Origin of the sequence: Enterococcus sp. DIV0660C (assembly GCF_017316125.1) — a bacterium.
GTDB lineage: Bacteria > Bacillota > Bacilli > Lactobacillales > Enterococcaceae > Enterococcus_B.
The window spans coordinates 23,049-44,147 of sequence record NZ_JAFLWA010000010.1 but is presented as its reverse complement, the minus strand read 5'-3'; the positions used below and the strand labels follow the sequence as shown (position 1 = coordinate 44,147).

The window sequence follows — 21,099 nt, the reverse complement described above, 5'->3', positions numbered from 1 at the left end:
GTAAGAACGGTTTAAGAAGTTGTGCTCCAAGCACAACTTCTTTTTTTGAAGAATCAATAACGATCCTGAAAATAAATCCAAGAAAAAAACCGTTCATACGATGAACGGTTCGCAGTCCTGATTCAATTAAACGCGTTCAACTTTTCCTGATTTCAAAGCACGAGTTGACACCCAAACTTTTTTAGGTTTTCCGTCGATCATAACGCGAACTTTTTGTAAGTTAGGTTTAACAGTACGTTTTGTTGAGTTCATAGCGTGTGAACGGTTGTTTCCACTTGAAGTCTTGCGACCTGTAAAGTAACAAACTTTAGCCATGTAAATTTCCTCCTTTGCCTTGATATTGGAGCAATAGAATAATTAAGCTCATACCAAACTAACTTATCATATAAGGAGGTAATTTGCAAGCACATTTATCGAGTTATAATTGACATTTCTGCATAATAATTGTAAATTATACAGGGTTGCTAATAAACATTTTGAGGGTTTTAAGGTACTTTGAAAGTAACTGCCTTTTATTTCACGTTATGCTATGATAAAATATTATAGAAGAAAAATGGGCTATTTTTGCCCGTTAAGGAGGCTTATTCATGGCTGTAAAAATTCAAACTTCAGCTGGAACCATTGAAATTACCAATGATGTGATTGCAACAGTTGTTGGTGGCGCTGCAACGGACGTTTTTGGTGTTGTTGGCATGGCCAGCAAGAACCAAATTAAAGATAATATTACTGAGATTTTGCGCAAAGAAAACTATTCTCGTGGAGTAGTTGTTCGTCAAGAAGAAAATGGTATTGCAGTTGATGTATATACAATTATTAGTTATGGAACAAAAATTTCTGAAGTTTCACGTAATGTTCAGGAAAAAGTAAAATACAACTTAGAGGCATTATTAGGTGTAACAGCCAATTCAGTTAATGTCTTTGTACAAGGTGTTCGTGTACTGCCAGACTAGGCAGGAGACTTGCTAGTAACTCAGCAGTCGATCTGAAGGAGGATTATCCAGGTGAGTGTAACAGAAATCAGTGCAAGCCAGTTCCAAGAAATGGTTCAGGCCGGTGCGAATCGTCTGCAGGCAAATGCAGAGTATGTCAATTCATTAAATGTCTTTCCAGTACCAGATGGGGATACTGGAACAAATATGAACTTATCAATGACTAGTGGCGCAAAAGCCGTAGTCGACTCAACTTCTGAAAAAGTTGGCGAATTAGCCGCTGTGCTTTCTAAAGGACTTCTTATGGGAGCTCGAGGAAACTCAGGAGTTATTTTGTCTCAACTATTTCGCGGATTTTCAAAACAAATTCCAGAAGTAGAAACATTGAATGCAACAAACTTAGCAGCAGCTTTCACACATGGGGTTGAAACTGCGTATAAAGCAGTGATGAAACCAGTTGAAGGAACGATTTTAACTGTTGCTAGAGAAGCAGCCAAAGCAGGTGAAAAGAAAGCGAAGTCTACGGATGACGTAGTCGAAGTAATGACTGCTGTTGTTAAAGGTGGAAAACGCGCATTAGCGAAAACACCTGATTTATTACCTGTACTAAAAGAAGTTGGGGTAGTAGATAGTGGCGGTCAAGGGTTATTGTTTGTATACGAAGGTTTCTTGAGTGCATTAAATGGTGAATTCCAAGTTGATGACGTCTATGAACCATCTCCTGCAGAAATGGATGAGATGGTAAATGCAGAGCATCACCGTAGTGTACAAGGACAATTAGCAACGGAAGATATCCATTTTGGCTATTGTACAGAAATCATGGTTAAAATTGGCGAAGGTCCGACTGTTGACAGTCAATTTGATTACGAAGGCTTCCGTAATTACTTAGATGGACTTGGTGATTCATTATTAGTCGTAAATGATGATGAGATTATCAAAGTACATGTTCATACAGAACATCCCGGTGAAGTAATGAATTATGGTCAAAAATTTGGTTCATTGATTAAAGTAAAAGTTGACAACATGCGCTTACAACATGAAACGATTTTAGAACATGATGAAGATGTCCAAGAATTTACAGAAGAAAAAGCACGTGTTCCTTATGGCGTGGTAGCTATCGCGGCAGGACAAGGAATCCAAGAACTTTTTGAAAGTCTAGGTGCTAACTATGTGATTAGCGGTGGACAAACAATGAATCCAAGTACAGAAGATATTTTGAAAGCAATTAAGGATGTTAATGCTGACCAAGTAATTGTTTTACCAAATAACAAAAATATTTTCATGGCTGCAGATCAAGCAGCTGAAGTTGCTGAAGTTCCTGTTGCAGTTGTTCCGTCTCGAACGATTTCTCAAGGCTTGACAGCGATGTTATCATTCAACGATCAAGCTTCATTAGAGGAAAACAAAGCAACGATGACTGATGTATTAAGCAGTGTCATAAGTGGTCAAGTAACCCACGCAATCAGAAATACTTCAATTGATGGGGTAGAGATTGTTGAAGGCGACTTTTTGGGAATGATCGATGGGAAAATCGTTATTTCAAATCCTGATATTTTGGCTACTTCTTTAGCTACTTTAAAACAAATGATTAATGAAGATACTGAAATTGTGACAATCCTTGCTGGTGAAGGCGGTACAGTCGCACAAGCAGAGGAGTTGGCAGCAACGCTAACGGAAAAATATCCTGATTTAGAAATCGAGATTCACCAAGGAGATCAACCAGTCTATCCTTATCTGTTTTCTGCTGAATAGGAGAACTTGTCACTAAACTATCATTTTATGGTGCAGAAAGTATGAAGGACCTCGGTTTTCGATTCACTTTGATCGAAAACCAAAGTCCTTTTTTTGTTAAGAAAGGAGTGAAGTTGATGCGAACGTTAATGGATCCAGTTACTGTGCTAGCTGGTGTAGGAGAAAAAAGAGCAGAAAGTCTGGCTAGTTTGGGCATACATACAATTGAAGATTTGCTAACGTATTATCCTTTTCGTTATGAAGATATACAAGAAAGAAATTTAATCGAGATCCAAGATCAAGAAAAAGTAACGTTAAAAGGATTGGTTGTTTCACCGCCGGTATTGAGTCGTTTTGGATACAAAAAAAGTCGGCTACAGTTTCGGATGATGCAAGACCACGCTGTTTTTAACGTTTCGTTCTTTAATCAGCCTTATCTTAAAGATAAAATTATTTTGTCTGAAGAAATTGCGGTTTACGGTAAATGGGATTCCAAAAGAAAGGCACTGAGCGGGATGAAAGTCCTTGGCTCAAAGACGTTAGATGATTTTTCACCAATCTACCATGTCAATAAGTCAATCAGACAAACAACGTTGGTTGATTTGATCAAAAAAGGTTTTGACGAGTACGGTGATTTAGTTGAGGAAAATCTTCCTTATACATTAGTGGACAAATATCGTTTGCTTGATCGTCAAACGGCAGTTAGAAGTATGCACTTTCCCAAGAATCATGAAGAAAATCATCAAGCCAAACGACGTGTTGTTTTTGAAGAGTTTTTCTTGTTCCAAATGCAGTTACAAGGACTTAAACATGCTGAAAAATCCGAAAAAAATGGAATTGAAGTTTTGTATGACGTTCAAAAGCTCAAAGAATTCACTCAAAGTTTGCCATTTGAATTAACGGAGGCTCAAAAACGAGTAACAAATGAAATTTGCCGTGATTTACGTAGTCCTCAACATATGCAACGTCTCCTGCAAGGGGATGTTGGTAGTGGGAAAACGGTGGTAGCAGCAATTGCTTTGTATGCAACCGTTACAGCAGGATTCCAAGGTGCATTGATGGTGCCCACTGAAATTTTAGCTCAGCAACATATGGAAAGCTTTGTACAATTATTTTCAGATAAACTTTCTGTTGCATTGCTAACGGGTTCGACAAAAGCGAAAGAAAGACGTGAGCTATTAGAACGTTTGGAAAATGGCGAAATAGATGTAGTGATTGGGACTCATGCATTGATTCAAGAAGGCGTGGAATTTAAAAATCTTGGGCTAGTCATAACAGATGAACAGCATCGTTTTGGTGTCAACCAACGCAAGGTTTTACGAGAAAAAGGATGGCAGCCAGATGTTTTATTTATGACAGCGACGCCGATTCCAAGAACACTTGCTATTACTGCCTATGGTGAAATGGATGTATCCATTATTGATGAACTTCCAGCAGGACGGATTCCGATTGAAACTAGATGGATTCGCACACCGCAATTAGATAGTGTCTTAGAGTGGACAAGAAAAGAGTTACGTAAAGGACATCAGATGTATGTGATTTGTCCATTGATTGAAGAATCAGAAGCACTCGATGTTAAAAATGCTGTAGAAATTTATGAAAAACTCAGTAATTTATTCGCATCAGAGTACGAAGTGGGTTTACTGCATGGAAAAATGAAGAACCAAGAAAAAGAAAATATCATGGAAGACTTTAAAGAAAATCAAACACAAATTTTGGTTTCTACCACAGTAATCGAAGTTGGAGTGAATGTTCCAAACGCAACGGTTATGCTGATTATGGATGCAGATCGGTTTGGTTTAGCGCAGTTGCATCAGTTGCGTGGTCGGGTTGGTCGTGGAAGTGACGCTTCATTTTGTATTTTGGTTGCTAATCCAAAAAACGAAATGGGTGTAGAACGGATGAAAATCATGACGGAAACGAATAATGGTTTTGTTTTAAGTGAAAAAGATTTAGAATTACGAGGGCCAGGAGAAGTTTTTGGTTTCCGACAATCTGGGTTACCGCAATTTGCGATTGCAGACTTAGTAGCAGACGGAAATATTTTAGAAGTAGCTCGTGAGGAAGCGACAACCATTTGGCAGAAAGTTAATTGGCAAGTCTTGCCGGAATACCGAGTGTTAGTCCAAAGCTTACAATTAGAAAGTCAAGACAATCGTTATTTTGATTAGCAGATGTGCTATACTTTGAAATGATGAACGAAAGAGGAGTGAAGACAATGAGAATTGCGGTAGATGCAATGGGCGGCGATCATGCACCACAAGCAATTGTGGAAGGTGTTGCTTTAGCTCAACAAGATTTTCCAGAGATTGAATTTTTATTGTATGGGAAAGAGTCAGAAATCAAAAAGTATTTAACAAATGAAAAAAATATTACGATTATTCATACAGATGAAAAAATTAGTAGTGATGACGAACCAGTGAAAGCAATCCGTCGTAAAAAAACAGCCTCAATGGTTCTTGCTGCACAAGCTGTTAAAAATGGGGAAGCAGATGCAATTTTTTCAGCAGGAAATACAGGTGCGTTACTTGCTGCCGGTTTATTTATCGTTGGACGAATCAAAAATGTTGAACGTCCTGGTTTGATGTCAACCTTACCAGTCATTGGAAAAGAAAATGCTGGTTTTGATATGTTAGATTTAGGTGCGAATGCTGAAAATAAACCAGAACACTTACTACAATATGGAATTTTAGGTTCTTTCTATGCACGAAAAGTTCGTGGAATTGGGCGTCCTCGTGTAGCTTTGTTGAATAATGGAACAGAAGCGACAAAAGGTAGCGAGTTAACGAAACGTGCATACGAGTTATTGCAAAATGAAACAAGCTTGAACTTTATTGGAAATGTAGAGGCACGCGAATTGTTGAATGGTGTGGCTGATGTGGTTGTGACAGACGGCTTTACTGGAAATGCTGTTTTGAAATCAATTGAAGGAACAGCGCTAAATATGATGGATTTATTGAAATCTGCAATTTTGAATGAAGGAATCAAAGGGAAGATGGGCGCTTTATTATTAAAAGATGGATTACGTTCATTAAAATCTGAGATGGATTATTCTAAACATGGCGGTGCGGTTTTATTTGGATTAAAAGCTCCTGTGATCAAAACACATGGCGCAACTGGTCCTGATGCCGTTCGTTATACGATTCGTCAAATCCATACAATGTTAGAAACAAATGTTGTGGGACAGTTAGTTGAGCAATTTGAAAGCTCTGCAGATTAATTATCATTTAATGTAAACGATGTGAAATATGAGATAATGAAAAAAAGGTAGACATTTTCAAGAAATGTCAGTAAAATTAGCCTTGGTTAAGGCAGTTGTCTCGATTGTTGGAGGTGAAAACATTGACTCGTGAAGAAATATTTAATAAAGTAGCAAAAATTATTTCAAACCATTTTGAAATGGATACAGATAAAGTTACAGATGACTTGAATATCAAGGATGATTTGAAAGCTGACTCAATTAGTATCATGGAATTTGTTTTGGAGCTTGAAGACGAATTTGGAACAGAAATTTCGGATGAAGACGCAGAACAAATTGAAACTGTGGGCGGCGCAGTAAATTATATCTCAGAACATCTAAAATAATTTAAACCCACGTATAACCAAAAGACCTAAAAATCTTCGTTGATTTTTAGGTCTTTTTCTTTTTCTTTAAAAGCACCTTTTTTAATCTAATGCAAATGGTAGCGGTTGTAGTAGATTCAGTTTTCAGACAATTCAGGCAACAATTTCAATTGTGCTTGCAAAGTAAAACGGTTTTCTATATAATTATTAAGAAAATATTATACTTCGTTAAGAATAGGATTGGTTTAAATGATTTTATTCTGTGTGAGTATTATTTTATTAACGAAAAACTTCCATCTAGGGAGCAGAGAGGGGTATTCGATTGTCGGATAATCAATTATTAGATGTTCAGAACCTACACACAGGCTTCCGTATCAAAGATGAATTTTACGATGCAGTAGACGACGTTTCTTTTACTTTAGATAAAAACGAAATCTTAGCAATCGTTGGAGAATCTGGTTGCGGAAAAAGTACATTAGCTACCACTATTATGGGGCTACTGGATCCTAACAATACCAAGATTACAGGAGAAATTTTATATAATGATTTAAATCTAATTGATTTAAATGAAACACTTTATAACAAGATTCGTGGAAATGATATTGGAATGATTTTTCAAGATCCATTGTCAGCATTGAATCCTTTAATGAGAATTGAAGACCAAATTAAAGAGGGTCTTTCTTATCACACAAAAATGAATGCAGAAGAACGCCAAGCAAGAGCACTAGAATTATTAGATCAAGTAGGGATTCCTAATCCGACTCGAGTGGGACGTCAATATCCGCACGAATTATCTGGTGGGATGCGCCAACGTGTCATTATTGCGATTGCAATTGCATGTAAACCGCCGATTGTCATCGCTGATGAACCAACAACAGCGTTAGATGTGACAATTCAAGCACAGATTCTTGATTTATTAAAAGACTTACAGGAAGAGACAAAAACAGGAATTATTTTGATTACTCATGACTTAGGTGTCGTGGCTGAGATGGCAGATCGCGTAGCCGTTATGTATGGTGGACAATTCGTTGAGGTTGCTGAAGTTGAAGAATTGTTTGAAAATCCAAAACATCCATATACACGTTCATTATTGAACTCCATTCCTCAAGAAGGTCAACATGAAGAAGAGTTACATGTAATTGAAGGTGTTGTTCCTTCACTGAAAAATATGCCACGCAGGGGTTGTCGTTTCGCTCCACGAATTCCATGGATTCCAGAAAGTGATCATGAGAAAGACCCAATTCTTCATGAAGTAGCACCGAACCATCTTGTTCGTTGTTCATGCTATAAACATTTTCATTTTAGAGACGAAAAAGGAGAGGTGTAGATGACAGAATTAATCACAATTAATGATTTAAAAGTTCACTATCCGATTCGCAGCGGTTTTTTCAATCGAGTAAATGATTATGTTTATGCTGTAGATGGCGTCGACTTCGTTATTGAAAAAGGAAAGACATATGGTTTAGTTGGAGAATCTGGTTCAGGAAAATCAACGACGGGTAAGGCGATTGTTGGGCTAGAAAAAGTGACGGATGGTCAAATCATTTATCAAGGAACAGATGTAACAAAGCGTAGTAATCGTAAGAAAATCGAGTACAACAAAGATGTTCAAATGATTTTCCAAGATTCAATGTCTAGTTTAAATCCTAAAAAGCGAGTATTAGATATCATTGCGGAACCAATTCGCAATTTCGAGCGGTTAAGTGACCAAGAAGAGAAGAAAAAAGTAAAAAGTTTACTTGATATTGTTGGGATGCCAGAGGATGCACTGTACAAATATCCACATGAGTTTTCTGGTGGTCAGCGTCAACGTTTAGGTGTTGCTCGTGCTGTAGCAACAAATCCAAAATTGATTGTAGCAGATGAACCAGTTTCAGCGCTTGATTTATCTGTACAGGCGCAAGTTTTGAACTTTATGAAACGAATCCAACAGGAATTTGGACTTAGTTATCTATTTATTTCCCATGACTTAGGTGTTGTTAAACACATGTGTGACAATATCGCTATCATGTATAAAGGTCGTTTCGTTGAAATCGGAACAAGGGAAGATATTTACAATGACCCACGTCACATCTATACAAAACGTTTACTGTCTGCAATTCCTCGAATCGATGTTGAGAATCGCGAATTGCATAAAGAGAATCGCCGAAGAGTTGAACAAGAATACATCAATAGTCAAAAGGATTATTACGATTCAACTGGTCGGGTGTACGATTTACGTACATTATCAACTACTCATAAAGTAGCGTTAAAAGATGGAGGTGCTAGCTAATGTGGAAAACAATCCTACGTCGTGTGTTATTGATGATTCCTCAAGTTATTATTCTTAGTGTTTTAATTTTCATGTTGGCAAAAGCCATGCCTGGTGACCCATTTACTGGATTGATCAATCCAAACCAAGATCCAGCTGTAATTGAGCAAATGCGACAAGCTGCTGGGCTAAATGATCCGTGGTATGAACAATATTTCCGTTGGATTGGAAATGCGTTACATGGAGATTTTGGACAAAGTTTCTTATACAAACGTTCAGTTGCTGACTTGATTGGTGAACGGATCGTCAATACGTTGTACTTATCTATTTTGACAGTTATTCTAACGTATTTGATTGCTGTACCGTTAGGAATGTTAGCAGGGCGTTACCAAAATTCGATTCTGGACAAAGCTGTAGTTATCTATAACTTCTTCAGTTTTGCTGTACCATTGTTCATTTTCGGTTTAATCATGTTATTCATTTTTGGTTACCGTTTAGGTTGGTTCCCAACAAGTGGTTCACAGACTTTAGGTTTAAGTGGTGGATTTTTTGCTCAATTTGCCGATCGAATGAAATATATTTTATTACCGTCAATCACGCAAGCATTCTTGGCTACGGCGGTTACGATTCAATATCTTCGAAGTGAAGTAATTGATTCAAAATCATTAGACTTTGTAAGAACAGCACGTTCAAAAGGTGTACCAACTAAGAAAGTTTTTAGTCGTCATATCTTTAGAAATGCTGCTTTACCAATGGCTTCACAGATGGGGTACGAAATTACTTCATTGATTGCCGGTTCAGTGGTTATCGAGAAGATTTTTGGTTATCCGGGTGTTGGTAAATTATTTATCGATGCGATTGGTCAACGTGATTATGCTGTTATTACTTCTTTAGTATTGATTTTAGGGATTGCAACATTAGTGGGAACCTTGCTTTCAGATATTATCATGAGTATTGTTGATCCACGTATTAGAATCCAATAAAAATCAATCAAAAAAGGAGGATGAGTCAAATGAGTGAAAAGAAAGATGTCGTAGCGCAAGAAAGTGTCCCACCAATGGGCTTGCGTATGATTGCACGTGAATTTAAAAAAGACAAAATAGCCATGTTTTCATTGGGCTTATTAGTTCTTTTATTGTTGTTTGTCTTTATTGGTGCTATTTTAACAGACCAAGATAAAGTAATGTATGTAAGTATTTTTGATAAATACGCTGAACCTGGAGCAATTTCTACACAAGGTCATAAATTTTTGCTTGGTGCAGATGAAGGCGGACGAGATGTTTTTGGTCAATTAGTGATTGGTGCTAGAAACTCTGTGTTGATTGGTTTTGCGATTACGATCATTACTTCGATCATCGGGGTTGGACTAGGAATCATTTCTGGTTATTACGGTGGAATGATTGATAATATTTTGATGCGAATTGTTGATTTCGTCATGATTTTGCCAATTATGCTGATTATTATCGTATTTGTTTCAATTATTCCTAAATACAATGTTTGGTCATTCATTTTTATCATGAGTGCATTCTACTGGGTAGCGAAAGCACGACTCTTTAGAAGTAAAACATTGTCAGAAGCAAGACGTGATTACGTTAGTGCATCGAAAACAATGGGGACAAGTGATTTTAAAATCATGTTCCGTGAAATTATGCCCAATTTAAGTTCATTGATTATTACCAACTTAACAATGAACTTTGCAGCAAATATTGGAATTGAAACTACTTTGACTTTCTTAGGTTTTGGATTACCTACGAATGTACCAAGTTTGGGAACGTTAATTGGTTACGCAAGTAGTGGTGAAGTGTTAGTTAATCGTCAATGGATCTGGTTACCCGCGTCAATGCTAATTTTAGTTTTGATGTTGTGTATAAACTATGTTGGTCAAGCATTCAAGCGTTCTGCTGATGCGCGTCAACGTTTAGGATAGAACGAATAAGGGGGATATAGGAATGAAGAAAACGATTTTTGGAGTAGTAACATTGTTATCTGTCGTAACGCTCGCAGCTTGTGGCGGTGGCAGCGGTACGGATTCTTCTGGAAATGCTTCAGGAGATAAAGGGGATAGCCAAGCTTTATCATTCCCACTTGCAACAAAAAATGATAAAGAGGCAATTAAAGATGGTGAATTAGAAGCCGCAGTTGCAACAGATAGTCAATTCGCTGGGTTGTTCCAATGGGAATTCTATCAAGATGCGTTTGATGCAGCATTCATGGCACCATCACATGAAGCATTGTTTTCAAATGATACAGATTTCAAAATCACTGATGATGGAGCAGCTACTTTAGACTTAGACCAAGATAAAAAAATTGCAACAATCAAACTGAAAGACAATGTGAAATGGTCTGACGGAGTGGATGTTACGGCAGACGACGTGATCTTCTCTTACGAAATCATCGGTCACAAAGACTATACAGGTATTCGTTATGATGATACTTTCCGTAATGTAATTGGTATGGAAGAATATCATGATGGCAAAGCAGATACAATTTCTGGAATTAAAAAAGTAGATGACAAAACAGTTGAGATTGAATATAAAAAAGTTGAGCCAAGTATGTTACAAGCTGGCGGTGGCGTTTACTCATATGCTGCTCCAAAACATACACTTGAAGGCGTAGCAATCAAAGACATGGAATCAAGCGATCAAGTTCGTAAACACCCCGTAACTTTTGGTCCTTATTACATGAGTAATATTGTCGCTGGTGAATCAGTAGAATATTTACCAAACGAGTACTACTGGAACGGCACACCAAAACTGAAAAAAATTACTATGAAATCAGTACAAACAGCAAGTGCGACAGAAGCATTGAACTCTAAGTTGTATGACATGATTTTCCAAATGCCAACAGATACTTATGAAACATATAAAGATATCGAAGGCTATACAAACTTAGGTCGTGAACAAACTTCATACACTTACCTTGGATTTAAATTGGGTAAATGGAATAATGAAGAAAGCACAGTGGAATATGATCCTAATTCAAAAATGGCTGACAAATCATTACGTCAAGCAATGGGTTATGCTTTAGACAATGACTCTGTAGGTAGCAAATTCTACGCTGGCTTAAGAAGCAATGCAACTTCATTGATTCCTCCAGTATTCGAGTCTTACCATGATTCTAAACTAAAAGGTTATACACAAGATATCGATAAAGCAAACAAATTATTAGATGACGCAGGATTTAAAGATGTTGATGGTGATGGCATTCGTGAAGACAAAGACGGCAAAGAGTTAACAATTAAATTTGCGTCAATGTCAGGTGGCGAAACAGCACAACCATTAGCTGATTACTATGTACAACAATGGAAACAAATTGGTTTAAATGTTGAATACACAACTGGACGTTTAATTGAGTTTAACTCATTCTATGACAAACTAAAAAATGATGATCCTGAAATTGACGTTTACCAAGCAGCTTGGAATACAGGAACTGATCCAAATCCAAGTGGACTATGGGGACCAAATGCAGCATTTAACTACACACGTTACGAATCTGAAGAAAACACAAAATTAATTGATGCAATCAATTCAAGTGATGCGTTTGATGCAGATTTCCAAAAAGAAGCATATCAAAAATGGCAAGAATATGCGTTTAAAGAAGCCTTTGCAATTCCAACATTATTCCGTAATGAAGTTTTACCTGTAAATAATCGCGTAAAAGACTGGAACTGGGCATACGACGAACGTAATCCTTGGGCAGAAGTTTCTGTGACAGATGCTTCACGTTAATCAAAATTTTTAACAGGAACTATTTTCGCTAATGATTTTACGATGAATAAGGTCAACCACTTGTTGGTTGGCCTTATTTTTTAGTTAGATATAAAAAATGAGGAAGAGTAAGATAGGTGACCACAAGTTTTCGAAAATTTGAGAACTTTTTTCTAGAAACAAATCTAATTGTTCAAAGCAAACTATGTTGAACCACAACGTTTTTCTTAAAGCTTTCTTACTTTTTAGCCAAACATTTCAAAATTATCAAAAAACCAGTATAATAAGGAAGTATGAAAAATATCCTATAAAAGGAATGTGGAAAATGGACAATCAGCTGACAAAAGAACTCAAAGAAAAATATACAATCGTTTTTCACGATCTAAATTTACTTGAACAAGCTTTTACTCATTCATCCTATGTGAATGAGCATCGCAATTTACACCTATCAGACAATGAACGTTTGGAATTTTTGGGAGACGCAGTATTAGAATTGATGGTTTCTCAGTATTTGTATCGCTTGTATCCAGATTTACCAGAAGGAAAATTGACAAAAATGCGTGCAGCAATCGTTCGTGAAGACAGTTTATCAAAATTTGCAAAAGAATGTCATTTTGATCAACATGTCTTGTTAGGTAAAGGTGAAGAAAACTCTGGTGGACGAACACGTCCTGCGTTACTATGCGACCTATTTGAAGCTTTTCTAGGTGCTTTGTATCTGGACCAAGGCTTCAAAACAGCACACGCATTTATCGAGCAAGTTATCTTCCCAAAAGTCAAAGCAGGTGCTTTTTCACATGAGATGGATCACAAAACCAAATTGCAAGAAGTCTTGCAAAAATCAGGAGATGTTTTTATTGAATATCGCTTGATTAAAGAGGAAGGCCCCGCCCATGAACGTATCTTTTGGATTGAAGTCTATGTTGATGATCAATTAATAGGTACGGGTCAAGGAAAATCAAAAAAATTAGCAGAACAAGCTGCCGCTGAAAATGCATTAGCAGCCTTGGAAGAGTAAGTGAGGGAAAGCTTTCGTGTATTTGAAACGAATTGAAATCGCTGGGTTCAAGTCATTCGCTGATAAAACAGTGATTGACTTCGAAAATAGTGTTACAGCAGTTGTCGGCCCAAATGGTAGCGGAAAAAGTAATATCACGGAAGCCATTCGTTGGGTCTTAGGTGAACAATCGGCGAAAAGTCTGCGTGGTGGAAAGATGCCAGATATTATTTTTGCAGGTTCAGATTCCCGTAAACAACTAAATGTAGCAGAAGTAACAGTTATTTTAGATAATGAAGACCATTATCTACCATTGGAATACAATGAAGTCAGTGTGACACGTCGTTATCGTCGAACAGGGGAAAGCGATTTTTTTATCAATAAACAATCTTGTCGTTTGAAAGACATCCAAGAATTGTTTTTAGATTCTGGGTTGGGAAAAGAATCTTTTTCAATCATCTCACAAGGGAAAGTTGAAGCGATTTTTAGTAGTAAACCGGAAGACCGTCGTGGAATCTTTGAAGAAGCGGCGGGTGTTTTAAAGTATAAACAACGTAAGAAAAAAGCTGAACAAAAGCTTTTTGAAACAGAAGATAACCTTAGCCGAGTTCAAGATATCATCTATGAATTAGAAGAACAGCTAACTCCTTTAGCTACTCAAAGTAAGGCAGCAAAGGAGTTTTTACGCTTAAAAGAAGAGTTGACTGAAACAGATATTGCTCTAATGATTGCTGAAATCGAAACGGCGAGAACTGAGTGGACACAACGAGAAGCTGAATTAAAACAATTTAACCAAGAATTAGCGAACGTAACTGAACAAATCCAAGAGCATGAATCAATACTTGCAACTTGGCGTAAACAAAATGCTCAAGCAGATCGTGTGATTGAAAAGAATCAGCAAAAATTACTTGCTTTGTCAGAAAGTCTAAAGCAAACAGAAGGACAAAAAGATGTCTTACTGGAACGCTCAAAACATACGAAACAAAGTACACAAGAATACCAAGCATCTTTAGCGGAAGCGCAGAAAAAAGTTCAACACTTTGAAAAACAACAAGCTAGTTTAACAAAAGATGTCGACAAGAAAGAAGCGGAAATCCAGCAAGCAGAAGCACAATTGATGGTGACCCAACAAGAACTTGAAAAATATCAAAAATCGACAAAAGAATTATTAGCTGAATTACGTGATCAATATGTCGATTTAATGCAAGAACAAGCTGCTGTCGGAAATGAATTGAAATATTTAGAACGTCAGTATCAGCAAGAGACAGCAAAGAGCCAACAAACACTGGCAAAACAAACAGAAGTTCAAGCAACTGTCGCAGAATTGTCGGCAAAAAAAGCAGAATTAGTGGAGCAACAAACGAAACTGGCTCAATCATCAGAAGAAACAAAAGCAAAAGTGGCAGCTATTCAGACTGAAGGAAAGAAATTCCAAGAACAGTTGAATACTGAGCACCCCAAAATGTATCAACTGATGAATCAGGTGCAACAGTTACGTGCACGACAAAAGAGTTTGCAAGAAATCCAAGAAAATTACTTTGGTTTTTATCAAGGTGTACGTTTAGTATTACAACACAAACAACAATTATCTGGCGTTGTAGGTGCAGTTGCTGAATTAATCGATGTTCCAGCGGATTTCACCTTAGCGATCGAAACCGCACTAGGCGGGGCTGCACAACATATTATTGTTGAAAATGAAGTGGATGCAAGACAAGCAATTACTTATTTGAAACAACAAAAAGGTGGGCGTGCAACTTTCTTGCCATTGACAACGATTAAACCACGTCAACTACCTGCTCATGTTGCAGCACAAGCAGCGACTATCGAGGGTTTTTTAGGCGTAGCAAGTGAACGAGTGACTTACCCAGATGCAATCCAATCAGTAGTGAATAATTTATTGGGAACGATTCTTTTAGCAAAAGATCTAGCCAGTGCGAATGCAATTGCACAAACGATTCATTATCAATATCGCGTGGTTTCCTTAGAGGGAGACGTGATGAACGCAGGTGGTTCGATGACTGGTGGAGCCAATAAACGTGGAAATCAAGGAAGTTTATTCGCTCAAAATCAAGAATTGAAACAATTGACTAGTGAGTTTGACCAAGCAAATCAAGAACTACAAGTTCAAGAAAAGAAAGTGCAAGTTTTACAAGAAAAAGTGACGACACTTAGTGAAGAATACGAAGCAGCACGAAGTGTGATGGAACAGTTACGTTTTGAAGAGCAAGAAGTTGCAAATAAACTTCAAAATATCTCAAATGATTTAACACGATTTGAAAAAGAACAACAGATTTCTAATTTTGAGACCCGTGAGTTAAATCAATTTATCGAAACTTATGAAAAACAACGTACAGAATTAGCAACGAAGCAACAAGAATTGGAAGAACAACGCACGAAAATTGACGAAGAAATCAAATCTTTAAGTCAAGAAAGCGATCAAATGGAAGCCCGTCGTGCGCAAATCCAAGGACAAAAAGCGCAACAGCAAGCGGATCTTGCTGTATTAAAAGAGCAATTTAACCACTTGCAGATCCAGTTACGTGGTGCGCGTGTCCAAAAAACAGAGGCAATGGAGCGCCAGACAAGTTTAGAGAAACAGTTAGCAGCGTTAACTGCAAACTTTTCTGATCATGAGTTGACAGAAGAAAGTTTAGACGAAAAAATTCACGAATTATCTACCCAACGTGAACAGCTCCAGATTGAGCTTCAAGAAGTGAAAACGTCTCGCGACGCAACCCAAGTTGAAATCGATCAATTAGCTGAAGTATTGGCACAACAAAATCAAGAACACAAAGTTCGTTTAACTGAGCAATCAAAACTTGAAGTGAATAAAGACCGCGCAGAAATGCTGTTAGACCAGCATGTTACGTACTTAGAAACAGAATACCAAATGACCTTTGAAAAAGCTGTGGTCGATTATCAACCAACAACAGATGTTTCAGGTAGCAAAGAAAAAGTAGCGGCATTGAAACGAAGTATTGAAGCACTGGGACCAGTTAACTTGAATGCAATCGAACAATACGAACAGGTGAATGAGCGTTATACGTTTTTATCTACTCAACGAGATGATTTGCTTTCTGCGAAAAATCAGTTGTTTGAAACAATGGATGAAATGGATGACGAAGTTCGCACACGTTTTAAAGAAGTTTTTGAAGCAATCCGCAAAGAATTCAAAGTCGTCTTTCCGAATATGTTTGGTGGTGGTCGAGCAGAACTTGTCTTGACTGATCCAACTGATTTATTGAAAACAGGAATTGAAATCGAAGTTCAACCTCCAGGTAAAAAATTACAAAGTCTAAGCTTACTTTCGGGTGGGGAGCGCGCATTAACGGCAATTGCTTTGCTGTTCTCAATCATTCGTGTTCGTCCAGTACCATTTTGTATTCTTGATGAAGTAGAAGCAGCTTTGGATGAGGCAAATGTGACACGTTTTGGTAACTATTTACGTAATTTCCAAAATGATACCCAATTTATTGTTGTCACACACCGTAAAGGAACAATGGAAGCTGCAAATGTTTTGTATGGCGTAACGATGCAAGAATCTGGTGTTTCAAAAATCGTTTCTGTCCGTATGGAAGATCTTAAAGAAGACGAGAATCTTGTTGTGAAAGAGTAGGAAGTAAATATGATTAAATTAGTAGCCATTGATTTAGATGGAACATTACTAAATGAAGAAAAACAAATTTCTGCTAGAAATAAAGAAATTTTAGCGCGAGCAAAAAATCAAGGAGTCAAAATCGTTTTGTGCACAGGTCGTCCACTGGCGGCTATGGCACATTATTTAACGGAATTGGATCTGCTTGATGCAGGTGATTACAGCATTACGTTTAATGGTGGGCTTGTTCAAAAAAATGACACAGGCGAGATCATGGCGAAAAAAGTAATGACTATTGCAGATATTGAGCAATTGGCCCAGTTAGCAAAAGAGTTGTCTTTGCCGCTAGATGTGTTATCTGATGGTATTGTTTATCAATTGCCAACAGCTCCTGAAAAACAATCACTTTATAATGTGTTGAATAAAGTTTTGGATTTCCGTCCAGGAACTTTGATGGACGTTAAAAAGGCAAATGTTTTGAATAAAGCAGTTATTGCTTATGCACAAGAAGAACTAGATCCAAAGATTAAAGAAATTCCAAGTGTGTTCCATGAGCAATTTGAAATCATCAAGACTCGTAGTATGTTGCTAGAATTTATGCCAAAAGGTGTTACTAAAGCGTATGGAATTTCTTTACTAGCAGAAGAGTTAGGGATCACCCAAGCAGAAGTCATGGCAATTGGTGATGAAGAAAATGATTTACCAATGATCGAATACGCTGGAATGGGTGTTGCAATGGCAAATGCTGTTCCTTTAGTTAAAGAAAGTGCAGACTATTTGACTGCAAGCAATATTGAAGATGGTGTTGCACAAGCAATTGAGAAATTTGTTTTAGCATAGGGGGGAATCAAATGGGATTTTTTGACAAAATCAAACGAGCATTTACTGGTGAAGAACAACCAGAAGAAGTCGTTGAAGTCCAAGAAAAGTATGACAAAGGATTAGAAAAAACGAGAAAAACTTTTGGCGAGCGAATGAATGAATTGTTTGCCAATTTTCGAACAGTTGATGAAGATTTCTTTGAAGAGTTAGAAGAAACATTGATTGGTGCAGATGTTGGTTTTGAAACAGCAATTCAAATTACAGAATCTTTGCGTCAAGAAGTGAAACTGCGCAACGCGAAGAAACCAGCAGAAGTTCAAAATGCCATCATTGAAAAACTAGTTGATTTATATGAACAAGAAGGGCTTAATGAAGTGAATGAGTTGAATATTCAACCAGAAGGTCTGACGGTCATGCTTTTTGTTGGTGTGAATGGCGTGGGTAAAACGACAAGTATTGGGAAACTTGCGCATCAATACAAAAATGAAGGCAAAAAAGTTTTGATGGCGGCAGCTGATACGTTCCGTGCGGGAGCGATTGACCAATTAGTAGTCTGGGGCGAACGCGCAGGTGTGGAAGTCGTTCACGGAAATGCTGGTGGCGATCCAGCCGCAGTTGTTTATGATGCGTTGGAACGTGCAAAAGCAGAGGAAGCAGATGTTTTGCTTGTCGATACAGCGGGGCGCTTGCAAAATAAAGTTAATTTGATGAAAGAATTAGAAAAAATCAAACGTGTGATTCAACGTGAGTTACCAGATGCACCACATGAAACATTATTGGTATTAGATGCAACAACGGGGCAAAATGCAATGGTCCAAGCAAAGCAATTTAAAGAAACAACAGATGTAACTGGCTTAGTTTTGACTAAACTAGACGGAACTGCTAAAGGTGGAATTGTTTTAGCTATCAGAAATGAATTGCATTTACCAGTAAAATTAGTTGGATTGGGTGAAGGAATCGATGACCTAGAACCATTTGATCCCAATGATTTTGTTATTGGGTTGTTCAAAGGACTACTTAAAGAAGAATAATCAATTAAACTGTGAACATGGTGTTTTGAAATGTATGAAGTATGCTGGGAAAAGACTGGCATACTTCTTTTTTTGTGCAGTTTTTCATAATCTCCTCATTTTAAAGCAAGATCGTTCTTTTTCTGGTTGTTTTTTACTATAATGTCAATGTATGAAGTGGAGGACATGTAATGATGAACTTTAAAAAATTATTAGAACATTCAAGTGTCATACCGTTTATCGATCAAGCTCGATTTGGAATTGAACGCGAAGGACAACGGGTAACACACGATGGAAAGTTAGCAAAAACAGATCATCCAGCTATTTTTGGAGATCGCACGTATCATCCATATATTCAAACTGATTTTAGTGAAACTCAGGTGGAAATGATTACACCAGTAACAGATTCCATTGAAGAACTTTTTCAATATTTAGATGCTATTTATGATGTGACTTCTCGATCAATGTCAGATGAGGAAATGATTTGGCCATTAAGTATGCCACCTGCTTTGCCACAAAAAGATGAGGAAATCATGATTGCCAAACTAGCAACGTTTGAAGATGTTTTGTATCGTCGCTATTTAGCAAAAGAATATGGTAAACGAAAACAAATGGTTAGTGGTATTCATTTTAATTTTGAATTTGGTGAGGAATTAATTCGTACCTTGTTTGTTCAACAAACAGAGATTCAAGAATTTGCAACTTTTAAAACAGAAGTGTATTTAAAAGTTGCAAGAAACTTTTTGCGCTATCGTTGGTTGATTACGTATTTATACGGGGCTTCCCCATTAAGCGAGGCAAATTATTTCGTTGATGAGTTACATCCTCATGAACCTGTTCGTAGTATTCGAAACAGTGAATATGGCTACACTAACCATTCAAACGTAAAAGTTTCTTATGCTTCAATGAATCAGTACTTAGCAGATATTGAACAAATGATTGAAGAAGGAAAGTTATCTGAAGAAAAAGAATTCTATGCACCTGTTCGTTTCCGTGGAGGTAAAAGAGTTGCGGACGTTGCGAAGATGGGTGTACGTTATATCGAGCTGCGAAATATTGATTTGAACCCTTACCACCATTTAGGAATTAGTAAAGAACAAGTGCAATTTTTACAATTATTTTTAGTGTTTATGTTATGGACACCTGAAGGATCATCTGTCGACGAATGGGTAGAAGAAGGAACGCTTTACAACAATCGAGTTGCTTTAGAAGGACCTTTGGATCAAACGGCCATGTATGAAGAAGGTCTGACGCTCTTTGCACAAATGAAAGAGATGGTTCAAGCTTTACAACATGAAGAATTATTGCCTATAATCGACAAGTTAACTGAACGCTTAAATAACCCCTCTCAGACGATTGCTGCCCAATTATATACAGAAGCACAAAGTGATAGCCAAAAGGCTGTTGCCGTTGCCTTAGGCAGAAAATACGATGCTGAAAGCCATGAGCGCCCTTATCAATTGGCTGGTTTTCGTGAGATGGAGCTATCCACACAGATTTTCCTTTTTGATGCAATTCAAAAAGGAATTCAAGTGAAAGTGATTGATGAAGCAGATCAGTTTTTACGCTTGCAATTTGAAAAGCATGTCGAATACGTTAAAAATGCAAATATGACAAGTAAAGATAGTTACATTGTGCCTTTGATCATGGAAAATAAAACAGTGACCAAAAAAATTCTGGCAGAAGCAGGCTTTCGCGTTCCTGCTGGTGCAGAGTTTACTTCAATGGCTGACGCCAAACGTGCCTATTCCCGTTTTGCCAATGAAGCGTTTGTCATTAAACCAAAATCAACGAATTACGGATTGGGTATCACCATTTTTAAAGAAGGGGCGAGTGAAGAAGACTATCAAAAAGGGTTAGAAATTGCTTTTCGGGAAGACACATCTGTTTTAGTTGAGGAATTTTTACCTGGAACGGAGTATCGCTTTTTTGTGATTGATGGACAAGTTCAAGCAATCTTACTTCGGATACCTGCAAATGTTATTGGCAATGGGGAACAAACTGTGGCGGAATTAGTTGCTCAAAAAAATCAAGATCCTTTACGTGGGACGAACCATCGCGCACCATTAGAATTAATTCAGTTAGGGGATCTTGAACAATTGATGCTGAAAGAACAAGGATTAACAATTGATTCTATTCCTGCGAAAGATCAAATCGTTTATTTACGGGAAAATTCTAATATCAGTACTGGTGGAGATTCAATTGATGTAACAGCTGAGTTTTCTAATGCGTACAAAGAAATTGCCGTTGCAGCTGTTACGGCGTTGGGAGCAAAAGTCAGTGGAATCGATTTGATTATTCCAGATAAAGAAATGGATCCGGCAACAGATGAGAAAGCTTATGGAATCATTGAAGCTAATTTTAATCCTGCCATGCACATGCACGTCTATCCATTTTCTGGGACGGGACAACGACTAACATTAGCGGTGTTGAAACTTTTATATCCGGAAGTCTGGGCATTGAACCATTGGAACGAAGAAGAAAAATAAGTTG

At 37.5% G+C, this 21,099-nt stretch carries 16 protein-coding genes; 15 read left to right on the top strand and 1 reads right to left on the bottom strand.

The window, feature by feature from the left end; translation table 11 throughout:
* Positions 1 to 126 precede the first annotated feature (126 nt).
* The gene (gene rpmB / locus DOK81_RS02330; RefSeq protein WP_067483507.1) at positions 127 to 315 is read right to left on the bottom strand and encodes a 50S ribosomal protein L28; all 189 of its coding nucleotides are present in this window, start codon (positions 313 to 315) and stop codon (positions 127 to 129) included.
* A 272-nt stretch (positions 316 to 587) separates the two neighbouring features.
* Here rpmB and DOK81_RS02325 point away from each other — a divergent pair, with 272 nt between their 5' ends.
* The 15 genes from DOK81_RS02325 (at position 588) to gshAB (ending at position 21,095) form a co-directional block, all read left to right on the top strand.
* Complete coding sequence (locus tag DOK81_RS02325) at positions 588 to 950, top strand: Asp23/Gls24 family envelope stress response protein (RefSeq protein ID WP_067483505.1); 363 nt, start codon at positions 588 to 590, stop codon at positions 948 to 950.
* 51 nt (positions 951 to 1,001) lie between these two features.
* A complete protein-coding gene (locus DOK81_RS02320; protein WP_206907739.1) occupies positions 1,002 to 2,681 on the top strand; it encodes a DAK2 domain-containing protein in 1,680 nt (559 codons plus the stop codon).
* A 116-nt stretch (positions 2,682 to 2,797) separates the two neighbouring features.
* Positions 2,798 to 4,831 carry an ATP-dependent DNA helicase RecG gene (gene recG, locus DOK81_RS02315; protein WP_206907737.1) on the top strand — a complete coding sequence of 678 codons (2,034 nt, stop codon included), beginning with the start codon at positions 2,798 to 2,800 and terminating at the stop codon, positions 4,829 to 4,831.
* 47 nt (positions 4,832 to 4,878) lie between these two features.
* Positions 4,879 to 5,880, top strand: coding sequence for a phosphate acyltransferase PlsX (plsX, locus tag DOK81_RS02310; RefSeq protein WP_206907735.1), 1,002 nt, complete (start codon positions 4,879 to 4,881; stop codon positions 5,878 to 5,880).
* A gap of 122 nt (positions 5,881 to 6,002) precedes the next feature.
* Positions 6,003 to 6,245, top strand: a complete 243-nt coding sequence (acpP, locus tag DOK81_RS02305) for an acyl carrier protein (RefSeq protein ID WP_067483497.1) — start codon at positions 6,003 to 6,005, stop codon at positions 6,243 to 6,245.
* A gap of 301 nt (positions 6,246 to 6,546) precedes the next feature.
* Entirely contained in the window at positions 6,547 to 7,551 is a 1,005-nt protein-coding gene (locus DOK81_RS02300; RefSeq protein WP_067483495.1) for an ABC transporter ATP-binding protein, read from the top strand.
* Complete coding sequence (locus tag DOK81_RS02295) at positions 7,552 to 8,496, top strand: ATP-binding cassette domain-containing protein (protein ID WP_206898887.1); 945 nt, start codon at positions 7,552 to 7,554, stop codon at positions 8,494 to 8,496.
* Positions 8,496 to 9,458, top strand: a complete 963-nt coding sequence (opp4B, locus tag DOK81_RS02290) for an oligopeptide ABC transporter permease (protein WP_206898886.1) — start codon at positions 8,496 to 8,498, stop codon at positions 9,456 to 9,458. Before DOK81_RS02295 ends, opp4B begins: the two co-directional genes overlap by 1 nt.
* 29 nt (positions 9,459 to 9,487) lie before the next feature.
* On the top strand, positions 9,488 to 10,402 hold the full coding sequence (locus DOK81_RS02285) for an ABC transporter permease (RefSeq protein WP_067483489.1): 915 nt from the start codon (positions 9,488 to 9,490) through the stop codon (positions 10,400 to 10,402).
* Between the two features lie 22 nt (positions 10,403 to 10,424).
* Positions 10,425 to 12,203: an oligopeptide ABC transporter substrate-binding protein gene (locus DOK81_RS02280; RefSeq protein ID WP_206907733.1), complete on the top strand. Its 1,779-nt coding sequence runs from the start codon at positions 10,425 to 10,427 to the stop codon at positions 12,201 to 12,203.
* Between the two features lie 304 nt (positions 12,204 to 12,507).
* Positions 12,508 to 13,200 carry a ribonuclease III gene (gene rnc, locus DOK81_RS02275; protein ID WP_206907731.1) on the top strand — a complete coding sequence of 231 codons (693 nt, stop codon included), beginning with the start codon at positions 12,508 to 12,510 and terminating at the stop codon, positions 13,198 to 13,200.
* A 16-nt stretch (positions 13,201 to 13,216) separates the two neighbouring features.
* Positions 13,217 to 16,795 (top strand): chromosome segregation protein SMC, encoded by a 3,579-nt coding sequence (gene smc, locus DOK81_RS02270; protein ID WP_206907729.1) that lies wholly within the window; start codon positions 13,217 to 13,219, stop codon positions 16,793 to 16,795.
* 9 nt (positions 16,796 to 16,804) lie between these two features.
* Positions 16,805 to 17,614 (top strand): Cof-type HAD-IIB family hydrolase, encoded by an 810-nt coding sequence (locus DOK81_RS02265; RefSeq protein ID WP_206907720.1) that lies wholly within the window; start codon positions 16,805 to 16,807, stop codon positions 17,612 to 17,614.
* An 11-nt stretch (positions 17,615 to 17,625) separates the two neighbouring features.
* The gene (gene ftsY, locus DOK81_RS02260) at positions 17,626 to 18,627 is read left to right on the top strand and encodes a signal recognition particle-docking protein FtsY (RefSeq protein ID WP_206898881.1); all 1,002 of its coding nucleotides are present in this window, start codon (positions 17,626 to 17,628) and stop codon (positions 18,625 to 18,627) included.
* A gap of 170 nt (positions 18,628 to 18,797) precedes the next feature.
* Positions 18,798 to 21,095 (top strand): bifunctional glutamate--cysteine ligase GshA/glutathione synthetase GshB, encoded by a 2,298-nt coding sequence (gene gshAB / locus DOK81_RS02255; RefSeq protein WP_206907718.1) that lies wholly within the window; start codon positions 18,798 to 18,800, stop codon positions 21,093 to 21,095.
* The last annotated feature ends 4 nt before the right edge of the window (positions 21,096 to 21,099 follow it).

Excerpts from the sequence above, each read along its gene's own strand:
- DOK81_RS02295 (WP_206898887.1), top strand. The coding sequence starts at position 7,552 with ATGACAGAATTAATCACAATTAATGATTTAAAAGTTCACTATCCGATT.
- gshAB (WP_206907718.1), top strand. The coding sequence starts at position 18,798 with ATGATGAACTTTAAAAAATTATTAGAACATTCAAGTGTCATACCGTTT.
- DOK81_RS02280 (WP_206907733.1), top strand. The coding sequence starts at position 10,425 with ATGAAGAAAACGATTTTTGGAGTAGTAACATTGTTATCTGTCGTAACG.
- DOK81_RS02325 (WP_067483505.1), top strand. The coding sequence starts at position 588 with ATGGCTGTAAAAATTCAAACTTCAGCTGGAACCATTGAAATTACCAAT.
- opp4B (WP_206898886.1), top strand. The coding sequence starts at position 8,496 with ATGTGGAAAACAATCCTACGTCGTGTGTTATTGATGATTCCTCAAGTT.
- recG (WP_206907737.1), top strand. The coding sequence starts at position 2,798 with ATGCGAACGTTAATGGATCCAGTTACTGTGCTAGCTGGTGTAGGAGAA.
- plsX (WP_206907735.1), top strand. The coding sequence starts at position 4,879 with ATGAGAATTGCGGTAGATGCAATGGGCGGCGATCATGCACCACAAGCA.
- DOK81_RS02265 (WP_206907720.1), top strand. The coding sequence starts at position 16,805 with ATGATTAAATTAGTAGCCATTGATTTAGATGGAACATTACTAAATGAA.
- rnc (WP_206907731.1), top strand. The coding sequence starts at position 12,508 with ATGGACAATCAGCTGACAAAAGAACTCAAAGAAAAATATACAATCGTT.
- rpmB (WP_067483507.1), bottom strand. The coding sequence starts at position 315 with ATGGCTAAAGTTTGTTACTTTACAGGTCGCAAGACTTCAAGTGGAAAC.
- DOK81_RS02285 (WP_067483489.1), top strand. The coding sequence starts at position 9,488 with ATGAGTGAAAAGAAAGATGTCGTAGCGCAAGAAAGTGTCCCACCAATG.
- ftsY (WP_206898881.1), top strand. The coding sequence starts at position 17,626 with ATGGGATTTTTTGACAAAATCAAACGAGCATTTACTGGTGAAGAACAA.